22 protein-coding genes and 1 tRNA gene are annotated in these 25,943 nt (G+C 71.0%); 11 read left to right on the top strand and 12 right to left on the bottom strand.

The window, feature by feature from the left end:
* Positions 1 to 3: 3 nt before the first annotated feature.
* The gene (locus AB0878_RS17925; RefSeq protein WP_366581089.1) at positions 4 to 621 is read right to left on the bottom strand and encodes a GntR family transcriptional regulator; all 618 of its coding nucleotides are present in this window, start codon (positions 619 to 621) and stop codon (positions 4 to 6) included.
* A gap of 45 nt (positions 622 to 666) precedes the next feature.
* Between AB0878_RS17925 and AB0878_RS17920 the strand changes: the two genes are divergently transcribed.
* The gene (locus tag AB0878_RS17920; protein ID WP_366581087.1) at positions 667 to 1,863 is read left to right on the top strand and encodes an aminotransferase class V-fold PLP-dependent enzyme; all 1,197 of its coding nucleotides are present in this window, start codon (positions 667 to 669) and stop codon (positions 1,861 to 1,863) included.
* On the opposite strand, the gene AB0878_RS17915 is transcribed toward AB0878_RS17920, so the two are convergent.
* The gene (locus AB0878_RS17915; RefSeq protein WP_366581085.1) at positions 1,860 to 2,321 is read right to left on the bottom strand and encodes a MarR family transcriptional regulator; all 462 of its coding nucleotides are present in this window, start codon (positions 2,319 to 2,321) and stop codon (positions 1,860 to 1,862) included. The two genes, AB0878_RS17920 and AB0878_RS17915, sit on opposite strands and share 4 nt — an antisense overlap.
* Positions 2,322 to 2,401: 80 nt before the next feature.
* Here AB0878_RS17915 and AB0878_RS17910 point away from each other — a divergent pair, with 80 nt between their 5' ends.
* Positions 2,402 to 2,953 carry a carboxymuconolactone decarboxylase family protein gene (locus tag AB0878_RS17910; RefSeq protein ID WP_366581083.1) on the top strand — a complete coding sequence of 184 codons (552 nt, stop codon included), beginning with the start codon at positions 2,402 to 2,404 and terminating at the stop codon, positions 2,951 to 2,953.
* Positions 2,954 to 3,085: 132 nt separating this feature from the next.
* On the opposite strand, the gene AB0878_RS17905 is transcribed toward AB0878_RS17910, so the two are convergent.
* The 4 genes from AB0878_RS17905 to AB0878_RS17890 form a co-directional block, all read right to left on the bottom strand.
* Positions 3,086 to 4,177 (bottom strand): hypothetical protein, encoded by a 1,092-nt coding sequence (locus AB0878_RS17905; protein ID WP_366581081.1) that lies wholly within the window; start codon positions 4,175 to 4,177, stop codon positions 3,086 to 3,088.
* A gap of 956 nt (positions 4,178 to 5,133) precedes the next feature.
* Positions 5,134 to 5,205: transfer RNA gene (locus AB0878_RS17900), tRNA-Val, on the bottom strand.
* Positions 5,206 to 5,254: 49 nt separating this feature from the next.
* Positions 5,255 to 5,716 carry a peroxiredoxin gene (locus tag AB0878_RS17895; RefSeq protein WP_366581079.1) on the bottom strand — a complete coding sequence of 154 codons (462 nt, stop codon included), beginning with the start codon at positions 5,714 to 5,716 and terminating at the stop codon, positions 5,255 to 5,257.
* A 75-nt stretch (positions 5,717 to 5,791) separates the two neighbouring features.
* Positions 5,792 to 6,226, bottom strand: coding sequence for a DUF3052 domain-containing protein (locus tag AB0878_RS17890; protein WP_285969388.1), 435 nt, complete (start codon positions 6,224 to 6,226; stop codon positions 5,792 to 5,794).
* Positions 6,227 to 6,657: 431 nt separating this feature from the next.
* Here AB0878_RS17890 and aceE point away from each other — a divergent pair, with 431 nt between their 5' ends.
* The 3 genes from aceE (at position 6,658) to AB0878_RS17875 (ending at position 12,626) form a co-directional block, all read left to right on the top strand.
* Positions 6,658 to 9,453 carry a pyruvate dehydrogenase (acetyl-transferring), homodimeric type gene (aceE, locus tag AB0878_RS17885; protein ID WP_366581077.1) on the top strand — a complete coding sequence of 932 codons (2,796 nt, stop codon included), beginning with the start codon at positions 6,658 to 6,660 and terminating at the stop codon, positions 9,451 to 9,453.
* 138 nt (positions 9,454 to 9,591) lie between these two features.
* Entirely contained in the window at positions 9,592 to 10,803 is a 1,212-nt protein-coding gene (locus AB0878_RS17880) for an alpha-hydroxy acid oxidase (protein WP_366581075.1), read from the top strand.
* Between the two features lie 209 nt (positions 10,804 to 11,012).
* Positions 11,013 to 12,626, top strand: a complete 1,614-nt coding sequence (locus AB0878_RS17875) for an L-lactate permease (protein ID WP_366581073.1) — start codon at positions 11,013 to 11,015, stop codon at positions 12,624 to 12,626.
* Here AB0878_RS17875 and AB0878_RS17870 read toward each other — a convergent pair.
* The 4 genes from AB0878_RS17870 to AB0878_RS17855 form a co-directional block, all read right to left on the bottom strand.
* Positions 12,607 to 13,245 (bottom strand): nicotinamide mononucleotide transporter family protein, encoded by a 639-nt coding sequence (locus AB0878_RS17870; protein WP_366581071.1) that lies wholly within the window; start codon positions 13,243 to 13,245, stop codon positions 12,607 to 12,609. The two genes, AB0878_RS17875 and AB0878_RS17870, sit on opposite strands and share 20 nt — an antisense overlap.
* 153 nt (positions 13,246 to 13,398) lie before the next feature.
* Positions 13,399 to 14,265 carry a hypothetical protein gene (locus AB0878_RS17865; protein ID WP_366581069.1) on the bottom strand — a complete coding sequence of 289 codons (867 nt, stop codon included), beginning with the start codon at positions 14,263 to 14,265 and terminating at the stop codon, positions 13,399 to 13,401.
* 374 nt (positions 14,266 to 14,639) lie between these two features.
* A complete protein-coding gene (locus AB0878_RS17860) occupies positions 14,640 to 15,854 on the bottom strand; it encodes an ABC transporter permease (RefSeq protein WP_366581067.1) in 1,215 nt (404 codons plus the stop codon).
* The gene (locus AB0878_RS17855) at positions 15,851 to 16,774 is read right to left on the bottom strand and encodes an ATP-binding cassette domain-containing protein (protein WP_366581065.1); all 924 of its coding nucleotides are present in this window, start codon (positions 16,772 to 16,774) and stop codon (positions 15,851 to 15,853) included. Before AB0878_RS17855 ends, AB0878_RS17860 begins: the two co-directional genes overlap by 4 nt.
* A gap of 160 nt (positions 16,775 to 16,934) precedes the next feature.
* On the opposite strand from AB0878_RS17855, the gene AB0878_RS17850 reads away from it, so the two are divergent.
* The 5 genes from AB0878_RS17850 to AB0878_RS17830 all read left to right on the top strand — a co-directional run bounded on the left by AB0878_RS17850 (position 16,935) and on the right by AB0878_RS17830 (position 21,892).
* The gene (locus AB0878_RS17850) at positions 16,935 to 18,146 is read left to right on the top strand and encodes a helix-turn-helix domain-containing protein (RefSeq protein WP_366581063.1); all 1,212 of its coding nucleotides are present in this window, start codon (positions 16,935 to 16,937) and stop codon (positions 18,144 to 18,146) included.
* Positions 18,147 to 18,356: 210 nt separating this feature from the next.
* Positions 18,357 to 19,280, top strand: a complete 924-nt coding sequence (locus AB0878_RS17845) for an ACP S-malonyltransferase (RefSeq protein WP_354884121.1) — start codon at positions 18,357 to 18,359, stop codon at positions 19,278 to 19,280.
* A complete protein-coding gene (locus AB0878_RS17840; protein ID WP_366581061.1) occupies positions 19,277 to 20,260 on the top strand; it encodes a beta-ketoacyl-ACP synthase III in 984 nt (327 codons plus the stop codon). Before AB0878_RS17845 ends, AB0878_RS17840 begins: the two co-directional genes overlap by 4 nt.
* A gap of 71 nt (positions 20,261 to 20,331) precedes the next feature.
* Positions 20,332 to 20,577 (top strand): acyl carrier protein, encoded by a 246-nt coding sequence (locus AB0878_RS17835; RefSeq protein WP_004559006.1) that lies wholly within the window; start codon positions 20,332 to 20,334, stop codon positions 20,575 to 20,577.
* Between the two features lie 64 nt (positions 20,578 to 20,641).
* Positions 20,642 to 21,892: a beta-ketoacyl-[acyl-carrier-protein] synthase family protein gene (locus AB0878_RS17830; protein ID WP_366581060.1), complete on the top strand. Its 1,251-nt coding sequence runs from the start codon at positions 20,642 to 20,644 to the stop codon at positions 21,890 to 21,892.
* Positions 21,893 to 21,967: 75 nt separating this feature from the next.
* Here the strand turns inward: AB0878_RS17830 and AB0878_RS17825 are convergent, their stop codons facing one another.
* Positions 21,968 to 22,561: a hypothetical protein gene (locus tag AB0878_RS17825; RefSeq protein WP_366581059.1), complete on the bottom strand. Its 594-nt coding sequence runs from the start codon at positions 22,559 to 22,561 to the stop codon at positions 21,968 to 21,970.
* Positions 22,562 to 22,592: 31 nt separating this feature from the next.
* The gene (locus tag AB0878_RS17820) at positions 22,593 to 23,096 is read right to left on the bottom strand and encodes a DUF3145 domain-containing protein (RefSeq protein WP_366581057.1); all 504 of its coding nucleotides are present in this window, start codon (positions 23,094 to 23,096) and stop codon (positions 22,593 to 22,595) included.
* A 277-nt stretch (positions 23,097 to 23,373) separates the two neighbouring features.
* On the opposite strand from AB0878_RS17820, the gene AB0878_RS17815 reads away from it, so the two are divergent.
* Positions 23,374 to 25,935 (top strand): hypothetical protein, encoded by a 2,562-nt coding sequence (locus AB0878_RS17815; RefSeq protein WP_366581055.1) that lies wholly within the window; start codon positions 23,374 to 23,376, stop codon positions 25,933 to 25,935.
* Positions 25,936 to 25,943 lie beyond the last annotated feature (8 nt).

Raw genomic sequence — 25,943 nt, 5'->3', positions numbered from 1 at the left:
CGTTCAGCTCCGTTCGAGGTACGCCAGTGCTTTGACCCAGTTGCGGACGAGCAGCGTCGTCGCGCCGGGCACGTCGCCGGAGCGCAGCGCGCCGGCGATCGCCCGGTGCTCGGCGATGCTCTCGGCGGCTCGTTCGGGGCCGCCGAAGTACACGGATTCGTAGCGTTTCAGCAAGGGTTTCGTCTGCTCGATCAAGCGCAGCAGGTGCGGGTTGCCGCAGCGGGAGAGCAGCAGCTCGTGCCAGCGATCGTCCACAGCGGACAGATCGGCGCCGGCGGGCAGGGCCGTCATCTCGTCCGCGATCGCGTCGAGCGCGTCCGGCAGCAGCGTCAGATCCAGCGGCGAGGTCCAGCGCAGGGCGAGCGACTCCAGTTCGGCGACCAGCGGGTAGAGCCGCTTGGCCTCCTCCGGGTCGAGCGGTGCGACGAGGAACCCGCGGCCGGGCGCGGCTACGAGCAGCCCGCGGTCGGCGAGCCCGATCAGCGCTTCCCGCAGCGGCGTGCGGCTCACGCCGAGCTCGCGCGCGAGGTGCACCTCGTTGATCCGGGCGTCCAGCCGGCCGTCGAGCACGCGCGTGGTGATCTCCTCGATGAGCTCACCTCGCAGGAGTCGCTTGGTCATCCGCGCAGTATTGCATACAGACTGGCCCTACTGTATTCAGTTCACATGGTCATCCAGCCCGCCGACGTGGCCCGCGCCCGCGCCGAGACGCCCGGCTGCACCGGCGTCGTCCACTTCAACAACGCCGGTTCGGCGCTCCCGCCGGCCCGCGTCACCGACACGATGGTCGACTACCTGCGAGCCGAAGCGCTGGTCGGCGGCTACGAGGCCGCCGCGGCGGCGGCCGAGCGCACCGAAGCCGTGTACACGTCCGTGGCGCGGCTGATCAACGCCGCACCCGAGGACATCGCGATCACCGACAACGCGACACGCTCGTGGCAGGCGGTCTTCTACGCGCTGCACTTCGGCCCGGGCGAGAAGATTCTGACCTCTCGCGCCGAGTACGCGAGCAACGCGATCGCCTACCTCCAGGTGGCGCGCCGCACCGGCGCGCGCGTGGAGGTGGTCGCCGACGACGAGACCGGCCAGCTCGACGTGGCCGACCTGCGCCGCCTGATCGACGACGACGTGAAGCTGATCGCCGTGAGCCACGTACCGACGCAGTGCGGCCTGGTGAACCCGGCCGAGGAGATCGGCAAGGTCGCGCGCGAGGCCGGGATCCCCTTCCTGCTCGACGCGTGCCAGTCGGCCGGGCAGATCGACCTCGACGTCGAGCTGCTGCAGTGCGACGCGCTCTCGGCCACCGGCCGCAAGTACCTGCGCGGGCCGCGCGGCACCGGGTTCCTCTACGTGCACCCGCGGCTGCGCGAGCGGCTCGAGCCGGCGATGCTCGACCTGCACTCGGCCAGCTGGGAGTCGCCCGGCGAGTTCGTGGTGGACCCGACAGCGAAGCAGTTCGAGGTGTGGGAACGCGACTACGCGGCCGTGCTCGGGCTCGGCGCGGCCGTCGACTACGCGCTCGAATGGGGCCTGCCGGCGATCGAGCACCGCGTGGCCGAGCTGGGCGCGACACTGCGCGGCCGCCTCGGCGAGCTCGACGGCGTGCGCCTGCACGACGTCGGCGCGCGCAAGTGCGGGCTCGTCGCGTTCAGCCTCGACGGCCTGGGCGCGGAACAGGTGAAGGTGCGGCTTTCGGCCGCGAAGATCAACACGAGCGTGATCCACGCGACCTCGGCGCAGTACGACTTCACCGCCCGCGACCTGCCCGACCTCGTCCGCGCGTCGGTGCACTACTACAACACCGAGGGCGAGATCGACCTGCTGACGAGCGAGGTGGCGAAGCTGGCGCAGGAGTCGCGCTAGCCTGCGAACCAGCCCGCGACGTCGAGCCGGAAGCCGCCGCCGGTCATGGTGCGCAGGTCGGCTTCGAGGGCGCGGACGCGGTCGGCGCCGAGCTGAGCGACCCAGTTCGCGCGCAGCGTTTCGAAGATGGCGGCGGAGCGGGCGAGGGAGTCGAGGCCGCGCGGGGTGAGCCGCACGAGCTTGCGGCGGGCGTCTTCGGGGTCGTCGGCGCGCTCGGCGTACCCGAGCTGCTCCAGGCGGTCGACGGTCTTGCCCGCGGCCTGTTTCGAGACGCCGAGCCGCTTGCCCAGCTCCGACGCGGTGGCCCCGCGCGGCCCGATGGCCTGCATCGCGAAGCCGAACGCGGGGCGCACGTCGGGGTGACCCTGGCGAGCGAGCTCGGCGTGCAGGTCGTCGATCAGTGCGCGGAAGCCCGAGAACAGCAGCAACGGCAGCTCGAAGCCGGGCGCGTCAGCCATGCCGCTTGCCAAATTCGACAACCAGGTTTACCTTCTGGAATTCGACAACCACGTTGACGACTTTACCCCAGGAGGGTTTCGTGCCGCACTTCCCCGAGCACACCGCCGAGACCGCCCCGCCGGCCGCCCGCCGCGCCCTGGCGGCGACCGAAGCCCAGTTCGGCTCGCTGCCCGCCGCCGTCGCCCGGCTGGCGACGTCGCCGGAGCTGCTGAACGGGTTCCTCAAGCTGAGCGTCCTGTTCGAGACCACCACGCTGTCGCCGCTGGAGCGCGAGACGCTGATCCTCGTGGTGTCCACGCGCAACGGTTGCCACTTCTGCGTCGCGCTGCACACCGCGAAGCTGGTGCAGCTCGACGCGCCGGCTTCGCTGATCGCGGCGTTGCGCGCGGCGGAGCCCCTGCCGATTCCGAGACTGGAGGCGCTGCGCCGGTTCGCGTTGACGACGTTCGCGACGACCGGTGACGTGCCTGCCGCCGACCTCGACGCGTTCCTCGCCGCCGGCTACACCCCGCGACAGGCGCTCGAGGTCGTGCTGGGGATCGGCGCGTACACGCTTTCGACGTTCGCCAACCGGCTCGTGGCCGCTCCCCTGCACCCGAGCCTGACCGAACACGCGTGGACCGCCGCCTGAAGGTTCACCCGTTTGCCGCAGTGCTCGACGTATCCACCGGCTCCCGCCGGGCCTCCTACTCCACGTTCGCCCGCGACGCGCACCGCGCGGCCGGGCCTGCCGAGGGGGCAGGCCCGGCTCCGGGCGCCGGCGTCAGATCGGCTCCACCGTGGTCCACTCCCGGTAGTGCTTGACCGCTTCGCGGATCGCGTAGGCCGCGGCCAGGAGGGCGATGATCCAGCCGGTGACGCCCTGCGGGAGGACGTAGTCGCCGTTCGGGGCGATGAGGTAGCCGTAGACGTAGTTGCCGGCGAGGTACAGCAGGCCCATCCAGGGCTGGGCGCCGCGGGTCATGATGTTCAGGCAGGTGGCCGAGCCGAGCAGGATTCCGGCGATGCCGAGGACGGTGCCCACGACGGTCAGGCCGGCCCCGCTGTCGAGCCCGTAGCCGAGCAGCACGAGGCCGATCGCGGCCAGGGACGCCGGGTGCAGCAGAGCCCGCAGCGCGGGCCGGCGCGTCGACCAGTTGGCGAGCATGAGCAGCAGGATCGAGAAGCTCACGACCGCCGGTCCGGCGACGACGTTGAAGCCGCCCGTGGTGAGCTCGTCCGAGGTCGGGCGGTCGTCGTCGGACAGCAGCCGGGGCACGATCGCGCCCGCGAAGAGCAGTGCGTCGACGAGCGTGCCGACGAGCCACATCCGGGTGACCTTCATCGGCCGCGGCGCCTCGGGCTCGACCACGACCGCGATCCCCGCCGCCTGCAGCGTCAGGAGTTCGTGGCGTTCCCGGAAGCGCCACGAATAGTAGCCCGCGGCGGCGAGGACGACGAGGCTCGTGAAGAGCAGCAGGATCGGCCGCGAGAAGTCCACGAGGGCTTGCAGGTGCGCGCGCGAGGAGGCGTCGCCGAGGTCGGCGGCCACGACCGCGGTGCCGGCGAGCCCACCGAAGCCCGCGCCGGCCAGCACCCACGCGGCCAGCGTGAACGGGAACGCCGGCGAAAACCCGGCCCGCCCCCGCCGCAGCGCGCTCTCGACGTACCGCCGCGACGCCACCTTCCGCCCGCCCCGGAGCACGACCACCCCGACGACTGCGACGACCGCCAGCACCAGCACCGGCGGCCACGACACGCCCGGCCCCCGCAACGCCCCCTCCGCGACCACCGCGGTGCCCGCGGAGGTGCAGAACAGCAGGGCGAAGAACCCGAACGTCCAGCTGACCCGCCGATACGCACGCTGCGCGTCCACACGTCCCCCATCACGGCCCGGCGCCGCCCGATCACGCCCGGACCAGCGTAGGGCCGCCCCCTCACCGCGAAGCGCCTTGTGGCCAACCGATCGCCAACCGTTACCGATCGGACAAATACGACCCACCGTGGGCGTCCGGGGCGAAGCCCACCAGGAGGAATCCTCGGCTTGCACCGCCACAAGTCACCGCGAGACGCCCCGCCCGCCCGCTCCGCGAACACGACTCACCCAGAGAACCGAGCATCCAGCGCCGGGACCACCGAAGTCGCCCACTGCCGGCGCCAAACCACCCAAGGCGACCACGGCCGGGGCCCGGGGCCACCCGGGCAGAACTTGGGGGGTGCACCCCAAAGACACCGCGGAACGACCCGATCCGCGCGCCCCGCAAACACCGACGGAGCCCACGCGAGGCGACCACCGCTGCGCCTGGAACCCACCTAAGACGACCACCGGAAGCGAAGTCCACCAGGCGGGGCTTGGGGTTGCACCCCAAAACACCGCGGGACGACCCGATCTGCGCCTTCCGCGAACACCGACGGAACCCACCCGAGACGACCACCGCGGGGGTCCGGAAGCGCAGCCCATCAGGCGGGGCTTGCGGGTTGCACCCCGAAAAGAACCGCGTGACGCCCCGCCCGCGCACTCCGCGAACTCGGACGGAACCCACCCGAGACGACCACCGCGGGGGTCCGGAAGCGCAGCCCATCAGGCGGAGTTTGCGGGTTGCACCCCAAAAAGAACCGCGTGACGCCCCCGCCCGCGCGCTCCGCGAACACGGACGGAACCAACCCAAGGTGACCACGCTGGGGCTGGGGGAACCCACCCAAGGTGACCCCAGCCGGGGGTCCGGGGGCGAAGCCCTCCGGGCGGGGTTTGGGGGTTGCACCCCCAAAGACGACGCCGGGGCGCCCCCGGTTCGCGCATTCCGCGAACACAGTTCGCCCCAAGCCCCGGCGTGGGCGCAGCAGGGTTCGAACCTGCGACCGCTCGGGTGTAAACCGAGTGCTCTTCCGCTGAGCTATGCGCCCGGCGGCGGAGCCCCGCGTCGAAGGCCGATGCGGGGTTCCGCCGGAAAAGTCAGGCCAGTTCGGCGACGGCCTTCTTCCACGCCGACTGGTCGCGGGCTTCGCCGGGCTGGTTGACCTCGGCGAAGCGGACGATGCCGTCGGTGTCGATGAGGAACGTGCCGCGCAGGGCCATGCCGGCCTTGTCGTTGAAGACGCCGTAGGTCTGGGCGACCGCGCCGTGGGGCCAGAAGTCCGAGAGCAGCGGGAACTGGTAGTTCTGCTGCTCGGCCCACACCTTCAGCGAGAAGACCGCGTCGACGGAGACGCCCAGGATCTGGACGCCCCGGGTGTCGTAGTCGGCGAACTCGTCGCGCAGCTGGCAGAGCTCGCCGGTGCAGGTCCCGCTGAACGCGAACGGGAAGAAGACCAGCAGAACCGGCTTGTCGCCCTTGAACGACGACAGCGTGACGGGCTGCTTGTTGTAGTCGTTGAGCGTGAAGTCCGGGGCTGGCGTACCGACCTCGACGGCCATGCGGCGAATCCTCTCCGAAAGCGATCACGAAACCTGCGCCGACAACCCTATCGTGTCAGCCGCGCAGGCCCGGGTTCACCGCTGTTTCGCCTTCGAGGACTTCGGCGACACCAGGCGGGTCCCGAGCCAGTCGGCTCCCACGCTGATGTTGGCGGTCTGCGACAGACCGACCTGGGGCACGGCTTCGGCGATCTCACTGGGCTCGACGTGCCCGGGCTGACCCGTCTTGGGCGTCAGCACCCAGATCACGCCGTTCTCGTCCAGCGGACCACGGGCGTCGACCAGGGCGTCGCCCAGGTCGCCGTCGTCTTCGCGCCACCAGAGCAGCACGACGTCGATGACTTCGTCGGCGTCCTCGTCGAGGAGTTCGGCGCCGATCGCCTCCTCGATCGCCGCGCGGACGTCGTCGTCGACGTCCTCGTCCCAGCCGATCTCCTGGACCACCATGTCCGGCTTGATGCCAAGGCTCTCGGCGACGCCGGCAGTGCCTGCGTCTCCCGCGGCGACCACTGCTTCCACTCCTCCAACTACGACGGAGCGCGGTGGTCGGTGACGCAGGTGAAGCTGCGCCGGCCACCACACTCGGGTACACGGTTGTTCGATAGCGAACACTGGCGCGGCGCTGCGCGCAACCGTCCACACCGGATCTTTGACAAGTCGTGTCGCAGCGTGGAGGCCCCCGGGGTCTTCGGTGACCCCGGGACAGGTGTCTGTGGGCAGTGTCGCACGACCGCTCCGGCAACCCCCGGAAACCTCTCCTCTAGTGTTGTGGAGAAGAAAACGCGCGCGCGATACACCGCACGCGGGGAGTGGTGCACTCGGGGCGACCCTTGTTACCGGACAGTAAAGGTGACGGGAGCCGGGCCGGGGACGACGATGGGAATCGGCGTGCACTCCCGCCCAGCAGCTACAACGGCTACAACCAGCTACAAGGAGACCCCTTGGCCCCGCAGAACGACGGCGCCTCCGGCAAGGAGACCCCGGCACGAGTACGCGTCATCCGTGACGGACTCGCGGCGCACCTGCCCGACATCGACCCGGAGGAGACCGCCGAGTGGCTCGACTCCTTCGACGAGGCGCTGGCCAGGGGTGGCCAGCAGCGCGCCCGTTACCTGATGCTGCGCATCCTGGAGCGCGCCCGCGAGCGCAACGTCGGCGTGCCCGCGCTCACGTCCACGGACTACGTGAACACCATCCCCACGGAGAACGAGCCGTGGTTCCCCGGCGACGAGGAGATCGAGCGCCGCTACCGCCGTTACATCCGCTGGAACGCCGCGATCATGGTGCACCGCGCGCAGCGGCCGGGCGTCGGCGTCGGCGGCCACATCTCGACCTACGCCTCGTCCGCGGCGCTGTACGAGGTGGGCTTCAACCACTTCTTCCGCGGCAAGGACCACTCCGGCGGCGGTGACCAGGTCTTCTTCCAGGGCCACGCCTCCCCGGGCATGTACGCGCGGGCCTACCTCGAGGGTCGCCTGTCCGAGCAGCAGCTCGACGGCTTCCGCCAGGAGTACAGCCACGCCGGCGAGGGCGGCGGCCTGCCGTCGTACCCGCACCCGCGGCTGATGCCGGACTTCTGGGAGAACCCCACGGTGTCGATGGGCCTCGGCCCGATGAACGCCATCTACCAGGCCCGGTTCAACCGCTACCTGCGCGACCGCGGCATCAAGGACACCAACGACCAGCACGTCTGGGCGTTCCTCGGCGACGGCGAGATGGACGAGCCGGAGTCGCGCGGCCTCATCCACGTGGCCGCGGGCGAGGGCCTCGACAACCTGACCTTCGTGATCAACTGCAACCTGCAGCGGCTCGACGGTCCGGTGCGCGGCAACGGCAAGATCATCCAGGAGCTCGAGTCGTACTTCCGCGGCGCGGGCTGGAACGTGATCAAGGTCATCTGGGGCCGCGAGTGGGACTCGCTGCTGCACGCCGACCGCGACGGCGCCCTGGTCAACCTGATGAACGTGACGCCGGACGGCGACTACCAGACGTACAAGGCCAATGACGGCGCGTACGTGCGCGAGCACTTCTTCGGCCGCGACCCGCGGACGAAGGACCTGGTCAAGGACCTCTCCGACGCCGACATCTGGAACCTCAAGCGCGGTGGCCACGACTACCGCAAGGTGTACGCCGCGTACAAGGCGGCCATGGAGCACCACGGCCAGCCGACGGTGATCCTCGCCCACACCATCAAGGGCTACGGCCTCGGCCCGGCGTTCGAGGGCCGCAACGCCACGCACCAGATGAAAAAGCTCACGCTCGACGACCTGAAGCTGTTCCGCGACGCCCAGCGCATCCCGATCAGCGACGCCGAGCTCGAGCGCGACCCGAAGCTGCCGCCGTACTTCCACCCGGGCCCGGACTCGCCCGAGATCGAGTACATGATCGGCCGCCGCAAGGCGCTGGGCGGCTACCTGCCCGAGCGCCGGCCGAAGCACGCCAAGGCGCTCGTGCTGCCGGGCGACAAGGTCTACGAGGGCATCCGGAAGGGCTCGGGCAAGCAGGAGGTCGCCACGACGATGGCGTTCGTCCGGCTCGTGCGCGAGCTCGCGAAGGACTCGGAGATCGGCAAGCGCGTCGTGCCGATCATCCCGGACGAGGCCCGCACGTTCGGTCTCGACTCGATGTTCCCGACGGCCAAGATCTACAACCCGCACGGCCAGACGTACACGTCGGTCGACGCGAGCCTGATGCTGGCCTACAAGGAGTCCGAGAAGGGCCAGCTGCTGCACGAGGGCATCAACGAGGCGGGTTCCACCGCGTCGTTCACGGCCGTCGGCACCTCGTACGCCACGCACGGCGAGCCGATGATCCCGATCTACATCTTCTACTCGATGTTCGGGTTCCAGCGCACCGGCGACGGCCTGTACGCGGCGGCGGACCAGATGGCGCGCGGTTTCGTGCTCGGCGCCACCGCGGGCCGCACCACGCTGACCGGTGAGGGCCTGCAGCACGCCGACGGGCACTCGCTGCTGCTGTCGGCGACCAACCCGGCGGTCGTGGCCTACGACCCGGCCTACTCGTTCGAGATCGCCCACATCGTCCGCGACGGCCTGCGGCGCATGTACGGCGAGACCGGGCCGCACGGCAACGGCGAGAACATCTTCTACTACCTGACGATCTACAACGAGCCCTACCAGCAGCCCGCCGAGCCGGAGAACCTCGACGTCGACGGCCTGCTCAAGGGGCTCTACAAGTACGCCGACGCCCCGGCGGGCGACGGCCCGGAGGCGCACATCCTGGTCTCCGGCGTCACGATGCCGGACGCGCTCAAGGCCCAGCAGCTGCTGGCCGACGAGTGGGGCGTGCGCGCGGCGGTGTGGTCGGCCACGTCGTGGACCGAGCTGCGCCGCGAGGCCGTGGAGATCGACCACGACAACCTGCTCCACCCAGCCGACAGCCCTCGCGTGCCGTACGTGACGCAGGCGCTCTCGGGCGTCAACGGGCCGGTCGTCGCGGTGTCGGACTGGATGCGCGCGGTGCCGGACCTGATCCGCCCGTGGGTGCCCACCGACATGCTCACGCTCGGCACCGACGGGTTCGGTTTCTCCGACACCCGCCCGGCCGCCCGGCGCAAGTTCCTCGTGGACGCGCAGTCGATCGTGGTCGGCGCCCTCACGGCGCTCGCCAAGCGCGGCGAGGTCGCGCAGGACAAGGTGACCGAAGCGGTGCGCCGCTACCGGCTCGACGACGTCTCGGCCGCCGGCCCGCAGACGTCGGACTCCGGCAACGCGTAAGCAGTAGTCGCCGCAAGACCCTCCGGGCCGGACAATGGCCTGGAGGGTCTTGCTGTTTCGAGGCCCGAGCCCACTAAGCTAGACATCGGATGTATCCAAGCCTTGAGGTACCCAGCGTCTGAGGAAGGGTGATCGAGCGTGACCCAGCGTCGTCTGCCGCGGCCGAGCGAACTGAAGCAGATCCTGCGGCCGAAGCCGATCGTGCTGAACCCGACCGAGCGGCGCCTGTCGAGCGCGCACACGATCGCCGACCTGCGGATGATCGGGCGCAAGCGCACGCCCCGCGCCGCGTTCGACTACACCGACGGCGCGGCCGAGCTCGAAGACAGCCTCTTGCGTGCCCGGCAGGCGTACCGGCGCGTGGAGTTCCACCCCAACGTGCTGCGCGGAGTGTCCGATGTGGACACCACGCGGACCGTGCTCGGCAAGACCTCGGCGCTGCCGTTCGGCTTCGCGCCCACCGGGTTCACGCGCATGATGCAGCACGAGGGCGAGAGCGCCGTGGCCCGCGTGGCGCAGCGCAACGGCATCCCGATGAGCCTCTCGACGATGGCGACCACCTCCATCGAGGACCTCGCCGCGGCGGCCCCGGAGGCGCGCAAGTGGTTCCAGCTCTACGTGTGGCGCGACCACGGCGCCGGCGAAGATCTGATGAATCGCGCGTGGGAGAACGGCTACGACACCCTCCTGCTCACCGTCGACACCCCGGTGGCCGGCGCGCGGATGCGCGACGTGCGCAACGGGCTCACCATCCCGCCGGCGCTCACGCTCAAGACGTTCGCCGACGGCGCGATGCACCCCGCGTGGTGGTTCAACCTGCTCACCACCGAGCCGCTGAACTTCGCTTCGCTGAACCACTTCGACGGCACCGTGGCCGAGCTGCTGGCCCAGCTCTTCGACCCGACGCTCGACTTCGACGACCTCGACTGGGTGCGCCGCACCTGGCCCGGCAAGCTCGTGGTCAAGGGCGTGCAGAACGTGGCCGACGCGCGAGACGTGGTGAAGCACGGCGCCGACGGCGTGGTCCTGTCCAACCACGGCGGCCGCCAGCTCGACCGCGCGCCGACGCCGCTGGAGCTGCTGCCCGCGGTGCTCGACGAGATCCAGGGCACCGCCGAGGTGTGGGTCGACACCGGCATCCTCTCCGGCGGCGACATCGTGGCCGCGATCGCGCGCGGCGCCGACTTCGTGCTCGTGGGCCGCGCGTTCCTCTACGGCCTGATGGCCGGCGGCGAGCGCGGCGTGCAGCGCTGCGTGGACATCCTGCGCACGGAAATGATCCGGACCATGCAGCTGCTGGGCGTGCGCCGCGTCGAGGACCTGCGGCCTTCGCACGTGACCCTGCGCTGATCTTCTGCCGAGCCTGAACGCGGCATTCGGTGCCCTGCTGCACCGAATGCCGCGTTCGGTGCGCCCAACACACCCAATGTCGCTTTGCGGCATTGGTCCAGACGTGCGACACCGGGTTGACGTACCGGTGGGTCTGTGACGAGTATCTCAGCCACCTCGTGAAAGGCTGTTTCCGCGATCCGGAAACAGCGGTCCCCCCGGAGGTCGGCGTGTTCGTGCAGGACGTGGCTCCCCTCGGTGGTCTCGGGCTTTCGGCGCTCGTCGCGGTGGTGCCGCTGGCCGTGGTGCTGGTGCTGCTGGGGGTGGTCCGGACCAAGGCGCACCACGCCGCGTTGATCGGGCTGGTCGTGGCGCTGGTGGTCGGCATCGCCGTGTACGGAATGCCCGTCGGGCAAGCGATTTCCGGGGCGCTGCAAGGGGCGGCGTTCGGGCTGTTCCCGATCCTGTGGATCGTGGTCAACGCGCTGTGGGTCTACCGGATCACCGTGCACACGGGTCACTTCGACGTGCTGCGCCGTTCGTTCGGCCGGATCTCCGACGACCCGCGGCTGCAGGCGCTGATCATCGCCTTCTGCTTCGGCGCGCTGATGGAGGCGCTGGCCGGCTTCGGCGCGCCCGTGGCGATCAGCGCGGTGATGCTCGTGGCCGTCGGGTTCGGGCCGGGCAAGGCCGCCGTGGTGGCACTGGTGGCGAACACCGCGCCGGTGGCGTTCGGTGCGATGGGCACGCCGGTGGTCACGCTGGCGCAGGTGACGGGGCTGCCGCTGGAGCAGGTGTCGTCGATCGTCGGGCGGCAGACGCCGTTGCTGGCGTTGTTCGTACCTCTGCTGCTGGTGATCATCGTCGACGGGAAGCGCGGCCTGCGCGAGACGTGGGTGCCGGCGCTGGTGTGCGGCGTCGCGTTCGGCGTGGTGCAGTTCCTCGCCTCGAACTTCGTCTCGCCGCAGCTGGCCGACATCGGCGCGGCCCTGGCCGGTGCGGCCGCGCTCGTGGCGCTGCCGATGACGCGCCGCGCGGTGCCCGCCGAGGTCCGCGCGCAGGTGCTCACCGGCCCCCGCACCGCGACGCTCGACCGCCCCGACGAGCGGGGCGAGGTCGTGCGCGCCTACCTGCCGTACGCGTTGATCATCGTGATCTTCTCGCTCGCGCAGGTGCCGCCGATCAAGAAGCTGCTCGACGCGGCCACCTGGAAGTTCCACTGGCCCGGCCTCGACGTGCACGGCCCGGACGGCAAAGCCGTGTCCGGCAACACGTTCTCACTGCCGTTCCTCAACACCGGCGGCACGCTCGTGCTGATCGCGGGGCTGCTCACGCTCGTGGCGCTCAAGGTCGCCGCGGGCACGGCCGGGCGGGAGTGGCTGGCGACGGTGAAGGAGCTGCGGTTCGCCATCGTCACCGTGACCGGGGTGCTCGCGCTGGCCTACGTGATGAACCTGTCCGGCCAGACGACCACCATCGGCACGTTCATCGCCGCGGCCGGAGCAGGGCTCGCGTTCCTCTCCCCCGTGCTCGGCTGGTTCGGCGTCGCCGTCTCGGGTTCGGACACCTCGGCCAACGCGTTGTTCGGCGCCCTGCAGGTCACGGCCGCGCACCAGACGGGCTTGCGCGCGGACCTGCTGGCCGCGGCGAACAGCTCGGGCGGCGTGCTGGGCAAGATGATCTCGCCGCAGAACCTGACCATCGCGTGCGTCGCGGCCAACCTGCCGGGCGAAGAGGGCAAGCTGCTGCGCAAGGTGCTGCCGTGGAGCGTGGGGTTGCTGCTGGTGATGTGCCTGATCGTGTTCGGGCAGAGCACCCCGGTGCTCAGCTGGATGCTGCCGTGACCGCCCGGTGCGCGGCCACGCGCTTGGCCGAGCGGTTCCAGTTCCACCAGCCGTGCACGACGAGCACCGCGAAGACGAGGTAAATCGCGGCCGAGAAGTACAGGCCCGAGGAGATCTGCAGCGGCACGCCGATCGCGTCGACCACCAGCCACACACCCCAGAACTCGACCAGCCCCGCGCCCTGCGCACCGAAGGCGACGAGCGTGCCGATGAAGATCGCGGCGTCCGGCCACGGCGCCCACGACGCGTTCAGCGCCTGCAGCACCAGCGCCATCGCGACGGTGCCGACGGCGAACGCACCGGCCATCGCCCAGCGCTCGGCGGGCCGGCCCGTGCGCACGACCACGCCGTTGACCGGGTCGGTGCGGCGGCGCCACGCCCACCAGCCGTAGAGCGAGATCGCGAGGATGGCGATCTGCCGGCTGGCCAGGCCGCCGAGGTGCGCGGAAACGTAGACGGAGAACAGCAGGATCGTCGCGCCGACCTGCACGGGCCAGGTCCACAGCGTCCGCCGGTCGGCGAGGAACACGACCGCGAGCGCGAGCACCTGCCCCGCGAGCTCCGCGATCGAGATCCACTGGCCGAACACCGTGACACCGTGCTGCAGCAGGAAGTCCACGTCCGCACCCTTTCTCGGCCCCCAGGTAACTCTGGCGCCAACACCGGGCGCGGGCGCGGGATTCCCCGGGGTGTGAGGCGGGCGACACCGTCCCAGCACGCGGACAGGCCCGGTGCCCTCCCGATGCACCCGGCCTGCCGAACCGCGCCGGGATCAGCGATCGACGCGGTTGAACCCGACCGGCGGGGTCGGGGTGTCGTTCGCGGCCTGGTGGCCGTTTCCCGGCTGAACCGGCTGCGTGCGGGTCTGCGTGGTCTGAGCCTGGGTGGTCTGGGCCTGGGCCTGGGTGGTCTGGGCCGGCGTGGTCTGGGCCTGCGGCCGGCCACCGACCTGGCGCTGACCACCGCCGTTGCCCGGGCTCAGCTGCCCCTGCAGGTTGGCGAGCCAGCCACCCCAGCGGTCCTGCGCGGGCTTGATGAGACCACCACCGAAGCCGACCACGATCACGCCGCCGATGGTCGCCAGCACCGTGATGAGCACCGGGCCGGTGATGGCGGTGGCGACGTTGACCTGGCCCAGCGCGGCGATGATGCCGAACGCCATGATCAGCCAGTAGGCGACGGTGCCGAGCAGCCGGCCCGCGGGCCGCGTGGACATCGCCGAGTTCACGACGTCACGCACGACCTTCGCGATGGCGGCCGCCACGACGATGAGCACGAGCGCCACCACGATCCGCGGCAGGAACGCGATGATGTCGTTGAGCAGCTGGCTGACCGGATTCGACTCTCCGAACACGCCGAACGCCAGCTGGAGCGCGATCAGCAGAATGAAGTAGTAGACCAGTTTCACGAGGATGCCGGTGGCGTCGACATTCGCCTGCTTCATCATTCCGGTCAGCCCCGTCTTCTCGACGAGCCGGGAGAATCCGAGTTTTCCGAGCACCAGTGACAGCGCTTTGGACACCGCTTTCGCGATCAGCCAGCCGATCAGCAGGATGATCAGAAAACCGACGAGTTTCGGGACGAACGTGGCCACCAGATTCCAGGCCTGTCCGAGTCCGTCCTTGAGTTGCTCACCCACGCTGGCTCCCTTCGTCGTGGATTCCCGGCTGCGGGCCGTTGCAGCGGGTCGATGATCAGGTACCCAGCCAGCGGGAGTGCGTTGCACCACGATCGAGTGAGACGACTGGCGCCGGAAGATCAATCGCGGCCATACTTGTACTACCGGTGGGGACCGGGGAGACGAGGCCGTCCGGCGCAGCGTAAACCGCAAGCGCCGGGCGGCCTCGAGCATTTGCGGGTATTACCGCCGGGCGTATTCAGCGGGTGTTCGCGTCGTCGCCCTGCGAATACGCTTCAGGTTTCGCCGGACCCTTCAGGGCTTTCAGCGCCCTTCGAGGTTTCGGCGTCCTTCGGGTTTCACAGGGCGACGACACGCGTTCACCGAACGGACACTCAGGCCGCGCGCAGCGCGTCGCGCAGTTTCACCTTCGCACCGGTGCGCATCACGGCGTTGCGGTAGATCCGCGCGGCCAGCCAGATCAAAAGCGGAATCAGCAGCACCACGAGTCCCACCGACACCACGGCTTCCCACACGGGCACGCCACCCATGGCGAGCCGCATCGGCATCAGCGTCGGCGCGAAGACCGGAATCACGGACAGGATTTCGGCGAACTTGTTCGACGGGTCCGAGGGCAGCACCGAGATGCCCACCACGTAGCCGGCGATCACCAGCATCAGGGCCGGCGACACGGCGCCGCTCACGTCCTCCTGCCGCGACACGAGCGCGCCGAGCGCCGCGAACACGATCGAATACATGAAGAACCCGAGCAGGTACCACACCACCAGCCAGACGACGGTGCCGATCGCCGCCGACGCCGAGATGGTGAGCACCCCCGTCCCCAGGCCCGCGGCGATGCCGACCACCCCGATCACGAGCATCTGGATCAACCCGACCGTGCCGATGCCGAGCACCTTGCCCGCCATCAGCTGCCACGGCCGGATGGTGGACAGCAGCAGCTCGACCACGCGAGACGTCTTCTCCTCGACCACGCCCTGCGCCACGCTCTGGCCGTTGAGCAGGAGCGACATGTAGATGAGGATGCCCGCGATGATGCCGAGCACGAGCTGCTGGCTGTCGTAGTCGTACGGCTTCTCCAGCGGCGGCAGCTCGTCGACGCTCGCGCTCGCGACGGCGGCGTCCACCTTCGCCGGATCACCGTGTTGCGCGAGGATCTCCGTGTTCTGCGCGACGCGGCCCGCGAGCACCGTGAGCACGTTCTTGAGATTGCCGTCGAGGTCCTTCTCGACCTGCACGTGCACCCGGTCCGCGCCCTGGACCAGCAGCGCGTCGAGCGAGCCGTCCTTCAGCTTCGCGATCCCGGCCTGCGCATCGGAGACGGGCTGCGTGGCGATGTCCTGCCCCACCGACTTCCCGATCGCCGTGAGCGGCGCCGACAGCGGTGCCGCGGCCGGTACGTAACCGACGGTCGCGTCGGGACCGCTGCTGCCGCCCACGAGCTTCAGCACCACGACCGCGGCGACGATGAGGATGAGCAGCACGAGTGTGCTGATCCGGTAGGCCTTGGACTTCAGCCGCGTGCTGATCTCGCGCGAGGCGACCAGGCCGACCCCGGCCAGCGGGCTCATGCGGACGTCGGGCGTGCTCATGCCGCCGCCTCCTCGTGGTGGTGCTCGGTGACGACGGAACGGAACAGATCGGTCAGCGACGGGAGCTTGCGCGCGAACTCGCGCACCGGCCCGGTCGCCAGGGCCGCGCGCAGCACGACCTGGTCGTCGGCACCGTCGGCCAGTTCGAGCTCGGTCACCGAGCCGTCGCGGCCCAGCACCGTGACGCCGGGCAGGTTCGCGGCCCAGCCGTCGGCCGCCTGCGGCGCGTCGACGAGCAGCCGCACGGCGCCGCCGGCCCGCAGCTGCGAGACGGTGCCCATCGCCTCCATCCGTCCACTCCGGACGATCCCGATGCGGTCGCAGAGGCGCTCCACCAGATCCAGCTGGTGGCTGGAGAACACGACGGGCACGCCGTCGGCCGCCTTCTCCTTGAGCACCTTGCTCATCACGTCGACCGCGACCGGGTCCAGGCCCGAGAACGGTTCGTCCAGCACAAGGATGCGCGGCTCGTGCACCAGCGCGGCCGCGAGCTGCACGCGCTGCTGGTTGCCGAGGCTGAGCTTCTCGACCTCGTCGCCGAGGCGCGCGGCCACACCCAGGCGTTCGGTCCAGCGCTCGGTCGACGCCTTCGCTTCGGCCGCCGACATGCCGTGCAGCCGCGCGAGGTACGTCAGCTGCTCACCCACCTTCATCTTGGGGTACAAACCACGCTCTTCCGGCATGTACCCGATGTGGCGCCGGGTTTCGTGCGTGATGGGCGAACCCGCGAAGCGGACTTCGCCCGCGTCCGCGCTCAGCACCCCCAGCGCGATGCGCATCGTGGTGGTCTTGCCCGCGCCGTTGCTGCCGACGAAGCCGAACAGCTCGCCAGGCCGCACGTCGAAAGTCATCTTCTCCAGTGCCACGACGGTGCCGTAGCGTTTGGAGATCGCATCGATCTCCAGTCCGGGCTCTGGCATCGGCCCTTTCCCCCTTGTCGTCGGATCTCGGTGACGTGCATCACCGGTTACGGATCGTAGAGATCCCGCCGGACGGTGCCTAGCGCCCCGGGTTGCGTGTCCGCCGCCGAAAGTTGCCGATCGAATGTCCAACTAGGCTTCCAGCGGAGGATCGGAACGAATGGCAGAGACGACGGGGCGCCGGGTCCCCAAGCACCACGGGCTGTCGGCGAAGACGCTGCGCTCGCTCGACCACGCCTCGGGGCGGCTCGCGAGCGCGAGCGTCGCGGTGATGGAACGCCGGCTGGTGTGGTTCGGGCGGCTGCCCGCCGACCAGCGCGCCAGCGTGCTGCTGATCACGCAGGCGGGCGCGGCGGGGTTCGTCGACTGGCTGCGCGACTCGAAGGAAGCGCTCAAGCTCACCACCGAGGCGTTCCGCGACGCGCCGGCCGAGCTGTCGCGCTACATCTCGCTGCGCCAGGCCGTGAGCATGGTGCGGCTCGCGATCGAGCAGTTCGAGGAACAGCTGCCGGAGTTCGCCGCGAACGAGACCGAACGCGCGGCTCTGATCGAGGGAATCCTGCGCTACGGCAGGGAGATCGCGTTCGCCGCGGCCAACTCCTACGCGGCGGCGGCCGAGGCGCGCGGCGCGTGGGACGCGCGGCTGGAGGCCCTCGTCGTCGACGGCATCGTGCGCGGCGACGCCGAGGAGGCCGTGCTTTCGCGCGCGGCCGCGCTCGGCTGGGACCCCGCGTCGGCCGCGACGGTGATCGTGGGCAACCCGCCTTCGGAGGACCCGCCGACGGTGGTGTTCGAGGTCCGCAGCCGCGCCGCACGGGTCGGCCGGCCCGTGCTGCTGTCGGTGCAGGGCTCACGGCTGGTGATCGTGATCGGCGGCCCGACCGAAGGCGGTGTGAAGGAACGCGAGACGCTCTCGCGGATGTCGGCGGTGTTCGCCGAGGGTCCCGTGGTCGCCGGCCCGACCGTGCCGTCGCTCGCCGAGGCGCACCACAGCGCGGCCGAGGCGCTTTCGGGCCTGCGCGCGGTGGTCGGCTGGCCGGGCGCGCCGCGGCCCGTCCGCTCCGACGACCTGCTGCCCGAACGCGCGCTGTCGGGTGACCCCGAGGCCGAGCGCCTGCTGGTGGACCTCGTGGCGCGGCCGCTGGAGGAGGCGGGCCCGGCGTTGCAGCGCACGGTGGAGACCTACCTCGAGAGCGGTGGCGTGCTCGAACGCTGCGCGCAGACGTTGTTCGTGCACCCCAACACCGTGCGGTACCGGCTGCGCAAGGCGGCCGAGCTCACCGGCCGCAACCCCACCGAGCCGCGGGACGCGTTCGTGCTCCGGGCGGCGCTCACCGTCGGCAGGCTGGCCCGCGCCCGCGGCCTGTGGTGACCCCGGTCGGTCACACGGTGTGACCCTCTGGCGCACGGCACCGGTCCCGTGACAGACTTCACGGCAAGCGATGGTTGAATCCCACAAGGCATCTGGGTTAAGGGCAAGGTTCCACCGCGGGTCTTTGGAGGTTTCCTCCAATAACCCCGCACGGACTTGGTGACCGCCCGCATCTGGGTGCGCACCCCCGCCCGTGGTGTCATAGACGACGTGACAGCAGCAGTCCTCTCCCCAGGCCAGGGCTCACAGGCCCCCGGCATGCTCTCCCCGTGGCTCGAGACCGACGGCGCCCGCGCGCGCGTCGAGGAGTGGTCGGCCCGCGCCGGGCTCGACCTCGTCCGGCTCGGCACGGAAGGCGACGCCGAGGAGATCCAGGACACCGCGGTCGCGCAGCCGCTGATCGTCGCGCTCTCGCTGCTCTCGTTCGAGCGCCTGCAGCAGGTGGCACCGGTCGCCGACGACGCGCCGGTGGCCGGCCACTCCGTGGGCGAGCTCGCCGCCGCCGCGATCGCCGGGGTGCTGACCCCGGCCGACGCCGTGGCGCTGGCCGCGGTGCGCGGCGCCGAGATGGCCAAGGCCTGCGCGCTGGAGCCGACGTCGATGGCGGCCGTGATGCTCGGTGACCCCGAGCAGGTCGTCGCGTGGCTCGAAGAGCGCGGGCTGGCCGCGGCCAACCGCAACGGCGCCGGCCAGATCGTCGCCTCGGGCGCCGCCGACGCGATCGAGCGGATCGTCGCCGAACCCCTGGAGGGCACGAAGATCCGTGCGCTCAAGGTCGCGGGAGCCTTCCACACGCCGTACATGGCGCCGGCGGAAGACGCCCTTCGCGAGCACGCCGCCGGCCTCACCCCGGCCGACCCCACGCGCCCGCTGCTGTCGAACGCCGACGGCACCGTGGTCACCAGCGGCACCGAGTACCTGGAGCGGCTCCTCGCGCAGGTCACCCGGCCCGTGCGCTGGGACCTCACGATGGACGGCCTCGTGTCGCTCGGCGTGAGCAGCACCGTCGAACTCGCGCCCGCGGGCACGCTGACCGGCCTGGTCAAGCGCCAGCTCAAGGGCGTCGTCACCACAACCACCGCGCTGAAGACGCCGGCCGAGCTGGCGAAGCTGCGCGAGGAGGACGCCCAGTGACCGACCGTCCCAGCCTGCGCCAGAGCACGGGCCCTGCCAGCACCCGGATCCTCGGCGTCGGCAGCCACCAGCCGGAGAGGGTCGTGACCAACGACGACCTCTCGCAGCTCATGGACACCAACGACCAGTGGATCCGTGAGCGCGTGGGCATCATCGAGCGCCGCTTCGGGAACAAGGACGAGTTGCTCGTCGACTTCGCCGTCGCCGCCGGCACCGCCGCGCTGGAAGACGCGGGCGTCGATCCGTCCGAAGTGGACACGGTCATCCTGCCGAACTGCACGATGCCCACGCCGATCCCGAACGCGGCCGGCCAGGTCGCCGCGCGGCTCGGCATCCCGAGCCCTGGCGCCTTCGACCTCAACGCCGCGTGCGCCGGCTTCTGCTACGGCCTCGGCGTGGCCTCGGACCTGATCCGCGCCGGCTCCGCGAAGAAGGTGCTCGTGATCGGCTCCGAGAAGCTCACCGACGTGGTGGACCCGACCGACCGCGCCAACGCGATCATCTTCGCCGACGGCGCGGGCGCCGCGGTGGTCGGCGGCTCCGACGAGCCGGGCATCGGCCCGGTCGTGTGGGGCAGCGCGGGCGACCTCGTGGACCTGATCTACATGCGCGACGAGAAGTGGATCTACCAGGAGGGCCAGTCGGTCTTCCGCTGGGCGACCACGAAGATCGCGCCGATCGCGATGCGCGCGCTGGAGGCCGCGGGCCTTCAGCCGTCCGATGTGGACGTGCTGATCCCGCACCAGGCCAACCTGCGCATCGTCGAGTCGATCGCGAAGAAGCTGCGCGCCGCCGGTGCGCGCGAGGACATGGTCGTGGCCGACGACATCAAGTACTCCGGCAACACGTCGTCCGCGTCGATCCCGCTGGCGCTGGACCACATGCGCAAGGCGGGCACCGCGAAGCCGGGCGACGTCGTGCTGGCGATCGGTTTCGGCGCCGGGCTCTCGTATGCCGGGCAGGCCTTCGTCTGCCCCTGATGGATACTTCCCTCGCGGGCGCTGTGCCCGCGAGGTGGACCTGTAGAAGAACCGAGAAGGGAACAACTCCAATGGCTGACAACGCTGAGATCCTCGCCGGCCTCGCCGAGATCGTCGAAGAGGTGGCCGGTGTGGCTCAGGACGACGTCACCGCCGAGAAGTCGTTCGTGGACGACCTGGACATCGACTCGCTGTCGATGGTCGAGATCGCCGTGCAGGCCGAGGACAAGTTCGGCGTCAAGATCCCGGACGACGAGCTCGCCAACCTGAAGACCGTGGGCGACGCGGTGAACTACGTGTCCGCCAACTCGAAGTAAGTCCTCTTCGTACCCGGGCCGGGGAAGCCCCCCGGTCCGGAGCCGAGACCTTGGGGAGACTCCCATGAGCAACATCGACGTCGTGATCACCGGTATGGGGGCGACGACGCCCCTCGGCGGGGACGTCGCGTCCACCTGGGACGGCCTGCTGTCCGGCCGCAGCGGCATCCGCCCGCTGACCGCGGACTGGGTCGAGGAACTCGGCCTGCCCGTGAAGATCGGGGCGACGCTGGCCGTCGATCCGTCCGAGGTCCTGCCGCGGGTCCAGGCCCGCCGGCTGGACCGGTGCGAGCAGGTGGCGATCATCGCCGCCCGCCAGGCCTGGGCCGACGCGGGATTCGCCGAGCAGACCGACGAGCACACCGACGTCGAGCCGGAACGCCTCGGCGTGTCGATCGGCACCGGTGTCGGTGGCCCGATGACGCTGCTGAGCCAGAACGACCTGTTGCACCAGCAGGGGCTCCGCAAGGTGTCGCCGCTCACCGTGCCGATGCTGATGCCCAACGGGCCGGCGGCGCACGTGAGCATCGACCTCAAGGCGCGGGCGGGGGTCCACTCCCCCGCCTCGGCCTGTGCCTCCGGCGCCGAGGGCATCGCCACCGGCTACGAGATGATCCGGTCCGGCCGGGCCGACGTCGTCGTCGCCGGCGGCACCGAGGCGTGCATCCACCCGATCACCCTCGCGGGCTTCGCCCAGGCGCGCACGGTGTCGACCCGCAACGACGACCCGGCGGCCGCGTCCCGGCCGTTCGACGCCAGCCGCGACGGCTTCGTGCTCGGCGAAGGCGCCGGGGTGGTCGTGCTGGAGCGGGCCGACCTCGCCCGGGAGCGCGGCGCGCGGGTCTACGCGAAGCTCGCCGGCTACGGCATCACGTCCGACGCCTACCACATCACGGGCAACCACCCGGAAGGCATCGGGCAGATCGCGGCGATGCGGGCGGCCATGAGCATGGCCGGCCTGTCCCCGGCCGACATCGGTCACGTGAACGCGCACGCGACGTCCACTGTGGTCGGTGACATCGGCGAGGCGGCGGCGATCCTCAAGGCCGTGGGCGACCACGCCGTGGTCACCGCCCCGAAGGGCGCGCTCGGCCACCTCGTCGGCGGTGCCGGCGCGGTCGAGGGCATCGCCACGATCCTCGCGATCTACGAAGGCGTGGTGCCCGCCACGCTGAACCTCACCGACCTCGACCCGAAGGTGCAGCTCGACGTCGTGTCGGGCGAGAACCGCAAGGTCGAGCTCACCGCGGCGCTCAGCAACTCGTTCGGCTTCGGCGGCCACAACACCGCCCTGCTGTTCACGCCGGCCGCCTGATCGGTTCCACCGCAACGAATCAGGGCCCCTCCCGTCGTGGGAGGGGCCCTGATTCGTTGTCCGGACCGGGGTGGTTCAGCACTTTTCCTGTTCGGGCAAGGTCCCGGGGGTGACGGTGTCGATCTTGTAGTCGCCGCCTTCGAGGACCATCGGCAGCACGAGGCGCCAGTGGATGCAGCCCTCCCTGAGCGCTTCCGGTGCCTCGTTGGACGACTGCGTGCTGGTGAAGCCCACGAGTACCCGCAGCGACGAACCGGCGCCGGGTTCGATGCGGTACAGCAGGATGCTGCCGTCCTTCGTGGACTTGTAGTCCTTGGTCCACTGCGCGCGGGAGGTCTGCTCGATCCGGCCCTTGCTGGCCGAGCGCGCCCACTGGTCGTAGTCGTGGTGGTTGATGCCGTCGAAGTACTCCTGCAGCACGGCGCGCACGGCGTTGTCGTCCGGGTGCCGGGCGGCGTCCTCGGTGACCTTGACGTCACCGGGGCCGGGCTGGTCCTCCTTGTCCACCGACGTCGGCGTCGTCGGGGCGATGGAGTCGCCGGTGTCGACGACCGGGCGGCGGTACAGCTCGCGCGCGAGCAGGCCACCGCCGACGGTGATCGACAACACCACGACGAGGACGGGTACCAGCCACCGCTGGCGGGCGGGTGCGGGCGGACGGGCGGTCACCCCCGAGAGGGTACCCACCCGCCCCCGGGTGTCACCCGACCTGGTGCAGCCACGTGACGGGAGCGCCGTCGCCGGCGTGGCGGTAGGGCTCGAGCGCCTCGTCCCAGCTCGCCGCGAGCAGCTCGTCCAGCTTGTGCGCCAGCGACTCCCCGCCACGGGTCATGCTCACGAGGGCGCGCAGCTGGTCCTCGCCCACGACGATGTCGCCGTTGGCGCTGGTCCGGCCGTGCCACAGGCCCAGTCCGGGCGCGAAACAGAACCGTTCACCGTCGACGCCGGCGCTGGGTTCCTCGGTGACCTCGAAGCGCAGCATCGGCCACGCCTTGAGCGCCGAGGCCAGCTTGGCCGCGGTACCGGAAGGCGCGCGCCAGCCGCACTCGGCACGCAGCTGTCCGGGACTGGCGGGCTGCGCCGTCCACTTCAGCTCGACTCGGGCTCCGAGGGTGCCCGAAATAGCCCACTCGACGTGCGGACACACCGCAGACGGCGACGAGTGGACGTACACCACACCTCGGGTGTTGCCACGGGTGCTCACTGCTGACCTCCGCTTGCTCGACGAGGGACGTCTTCCCCTACGGCCTCTCGAGCTTCACTTCGGCTTGTGGGCTCCGTATCACTCCCCGCTGTGTCATTCCCGATCTGTGTAGCACATTCTGCACCCCAACCGTGCCGTTTGGCCACACGAACACCACAAGTCGCGCGGGAATCCCCCTTGAGGAGGGAGGCTCGCCGACGCGTCCGCGTCCAGCACGGATCTGCGGGGTCGGCACGCTAGCGTGGGCCGCGAAACGGACGAGGTGAGGAGGGTTTCGGTGCGACTGGTCCGCCTCGGGCAGCAGCCGTCGCGCGTCGCCGAGGATGTGCGGGCGGCGCTGGCCTCCCTCGGCCGCGGCAGCACCGTGATCGGTGGCGTGGCCCTGATCGGCGCCCGCCCGGCCGGCGGCGAGCGTGCCGTCGAGGCCGTGGTGGTGCTGCCGAAGGGTGTGCTCATCGTGATCGGCGTCGACCTCCCCGACCCCGCGCTGCGCCTCGAAGCGCCACTCGGCGGCCCGTGGAAGGCCGACGGCTGGCCGCTGGTCCACGGTGACGACGCCGTCAACCCCGCCACGGAAGCCCTGGACCTCTCGGCCGAGTGCGAACGCCGCATCGCCGAGCTGGCGCCGGGTTCCGGCCCGGTGGGCACGATCGTGGCGGTGGGGCCGTACGTCGAGACGGTCGACCAGCCACCCGCGGACCTCGCCGGGCCCGTGCGCGTACTCCACCCGACGCCGACGACCATGCTGGCTGCGACCGTCTCCCTGGCGACGGCGCGGAGCCCGCGGTCGCTGGACCAGGCGCGGGCGCTGATCGGCGCGCTGGCGCCGGACGCGCCGGAGATGTCGGACGAGGTGCTGCTGGGCGAGGGGTTCGTCCGGTACACGGATGATCCGCCGGTTCCGGTCGTTCCTGCTCCTGCTACCCGTGTTTCCCCTTCTGGTGCCTCGAAGCCTGCGCAGCGGGCGCGCATCACGTCAGTGCCGCCGCCCCCGCCGGTCATCCCGACCACCCGGCCTGTGCCGCACGTCGCGGCGCCTTCCCTCGCCGGCGTGCCGGCCGAGGCGCCGGCTTTCCCGGGTTCGTCCACTTCGGCCACTTCCCCGGCCGCGGTTCCCGAGCAGGCCGGCCACCTCGCCACCGCACCCACCGAATCGACGGCGGCACCGGGTTCGTCCACTTCGCCTTTCCCCGCTCAGTCTTCCCCGGCGGCCGTTCCCCCGGCCGCCGGGGAAACCACCGGCGGCGAGCCTGCGATCCACCTTGCCGATGCTCCGACGGAGTCGACGGCCGCGCCGAGCTTCCCCGGTGCGGCGGGTGCGGCTGACCCGGCGGGCGGTTCGGCTGGCAGCCCGATCGTCCCCGGTACGGCTGCTTCGCCGGCCGACCCACGCTTCCCCAGTGCGGCTGTTTCGGCGACCGTGGACTCGACCACCGAGCCTGAGCAGGCGCTTCCCCTCGCCGACGGGCCGACCGAGTCGACTGCCGCGCCGAACTTCCCCGGCGCGGAGGACAACGGTCCGTCCACTTCGGGCGGTGGCCGGGGTGGTTCGCTGGAGTCGGCGGTGACGGAGAAGATGACTTCTCCGAAGCAGGGTGGGCCCAAGCAGCGCGAGCAGCGGGCGATGCCTGCACCGAGCCCGGTTGCGCCGGGGAATGGCAACGGCGGGCCGGGTGGCACGCCCACGCGCGGTGGAAAGCCGACTGTCGCTCCTGCCGGAAACCTGCCCCTCGCTTCCGGTGGAACGCCTTCTTCCTCGGCTGGTGGCAATCCGCTTGACGCTTCGGCTGGACAACCTCCTGTCGTCACTGGTGGAAAGCCCGCGGGCGGTCCTGGTGGCAAACCTGCCGTCTTCGGCGCCAATGCCGGACCTGGTGGCAAGTTGCCTGCTGCCGGTGCCAATGCCGGGCCGGCCGGCAAGTCGCCCGTGCTCGGCGCCAACGCCAGCGCCGGTGGCAAGTCCCCCGCCGGTGTCAATGCCACACCTGGTGGCAAGTCGCCCGTTGCCGGCATCAATGCCGGGCCCAATGGCAAGCCGCCCGTTGCCGGCGCCAATGCCGGGCCCAATGGCAAGGCGCCCGCGTCGGCGGGTCGGCAGGGTGCGGCGGCGGCCGCGGGCGGAGGGACGGTGCCGCGGGCGGTGTCGTCGGCGGCGTCGGCGGCTGGGTCGGTGGAGGTGCCGGCGGGGGGCGGTGCGCCGCCGCGGGAGAAGGAGCAGTCGCGGACCGTGCGGTGGGTGCCGGTGGCCGCGATCGGGTTGCTGGCGATCCTGCTGGTGACGGCGATCGTCGTGGCGGCGACCGGCGGTGGTGGGGGTGGCGAGGCCGCGCCGGCACCGAGTTCGAGCGCGCGTCCGGCGCCGCCGCCGGCGGTCGTGAGCAGTGCGCCGGCGAGCAGTGCGGCGCCGAGCCTGTCGTTCGAGCCGCGGGCGAGCAGTTCCGACCAGCGGTGCGCGTCGCACGCGTTCGGCGACGTGCAGGCCAGCCTGCAGCAGACGAGCTGCTCCGCCGTCAGCCGCGCCAGCTACACGGCTCTCGTGGACGGGCGCGCCGCCGCGGTGACGATGGCCGTGGTCCGGTTCCCCGACGCCGCGCAGGCCACGCACTTCAAACAGGTCGCCGACACCCCGGGCGGCGGCGGCATCCTCGACGTCGCCACCGAGACCGGCAAATGGCCGGGCCCGCCCCCGCAGTTCGACAGTGCCGCCTACGCCAGCAAACTCGACGGCACCGGCGTGCGGCTGGTGCAGGTCGTGTGGCAGTCCGGTCCGTCCACTCCGGACGACCCCGGCCTCACCCGCGCCGCCCAGGGTGCCCTCGCGCTCACCATGCCCGCCTGACGGCTCGA

Source organism: Amycolatopsis sp. NPDC047767, from assembly GCF_040704195.1.
GTDB lineage: Bacteria > Actinomycetota > Actinomycetes > Mycobacteriales > Pseudonocardiaceae > Amycolatopsis.
This window is presented reverse-complemented; position numbering and strand designations above follow the sequence as displayed.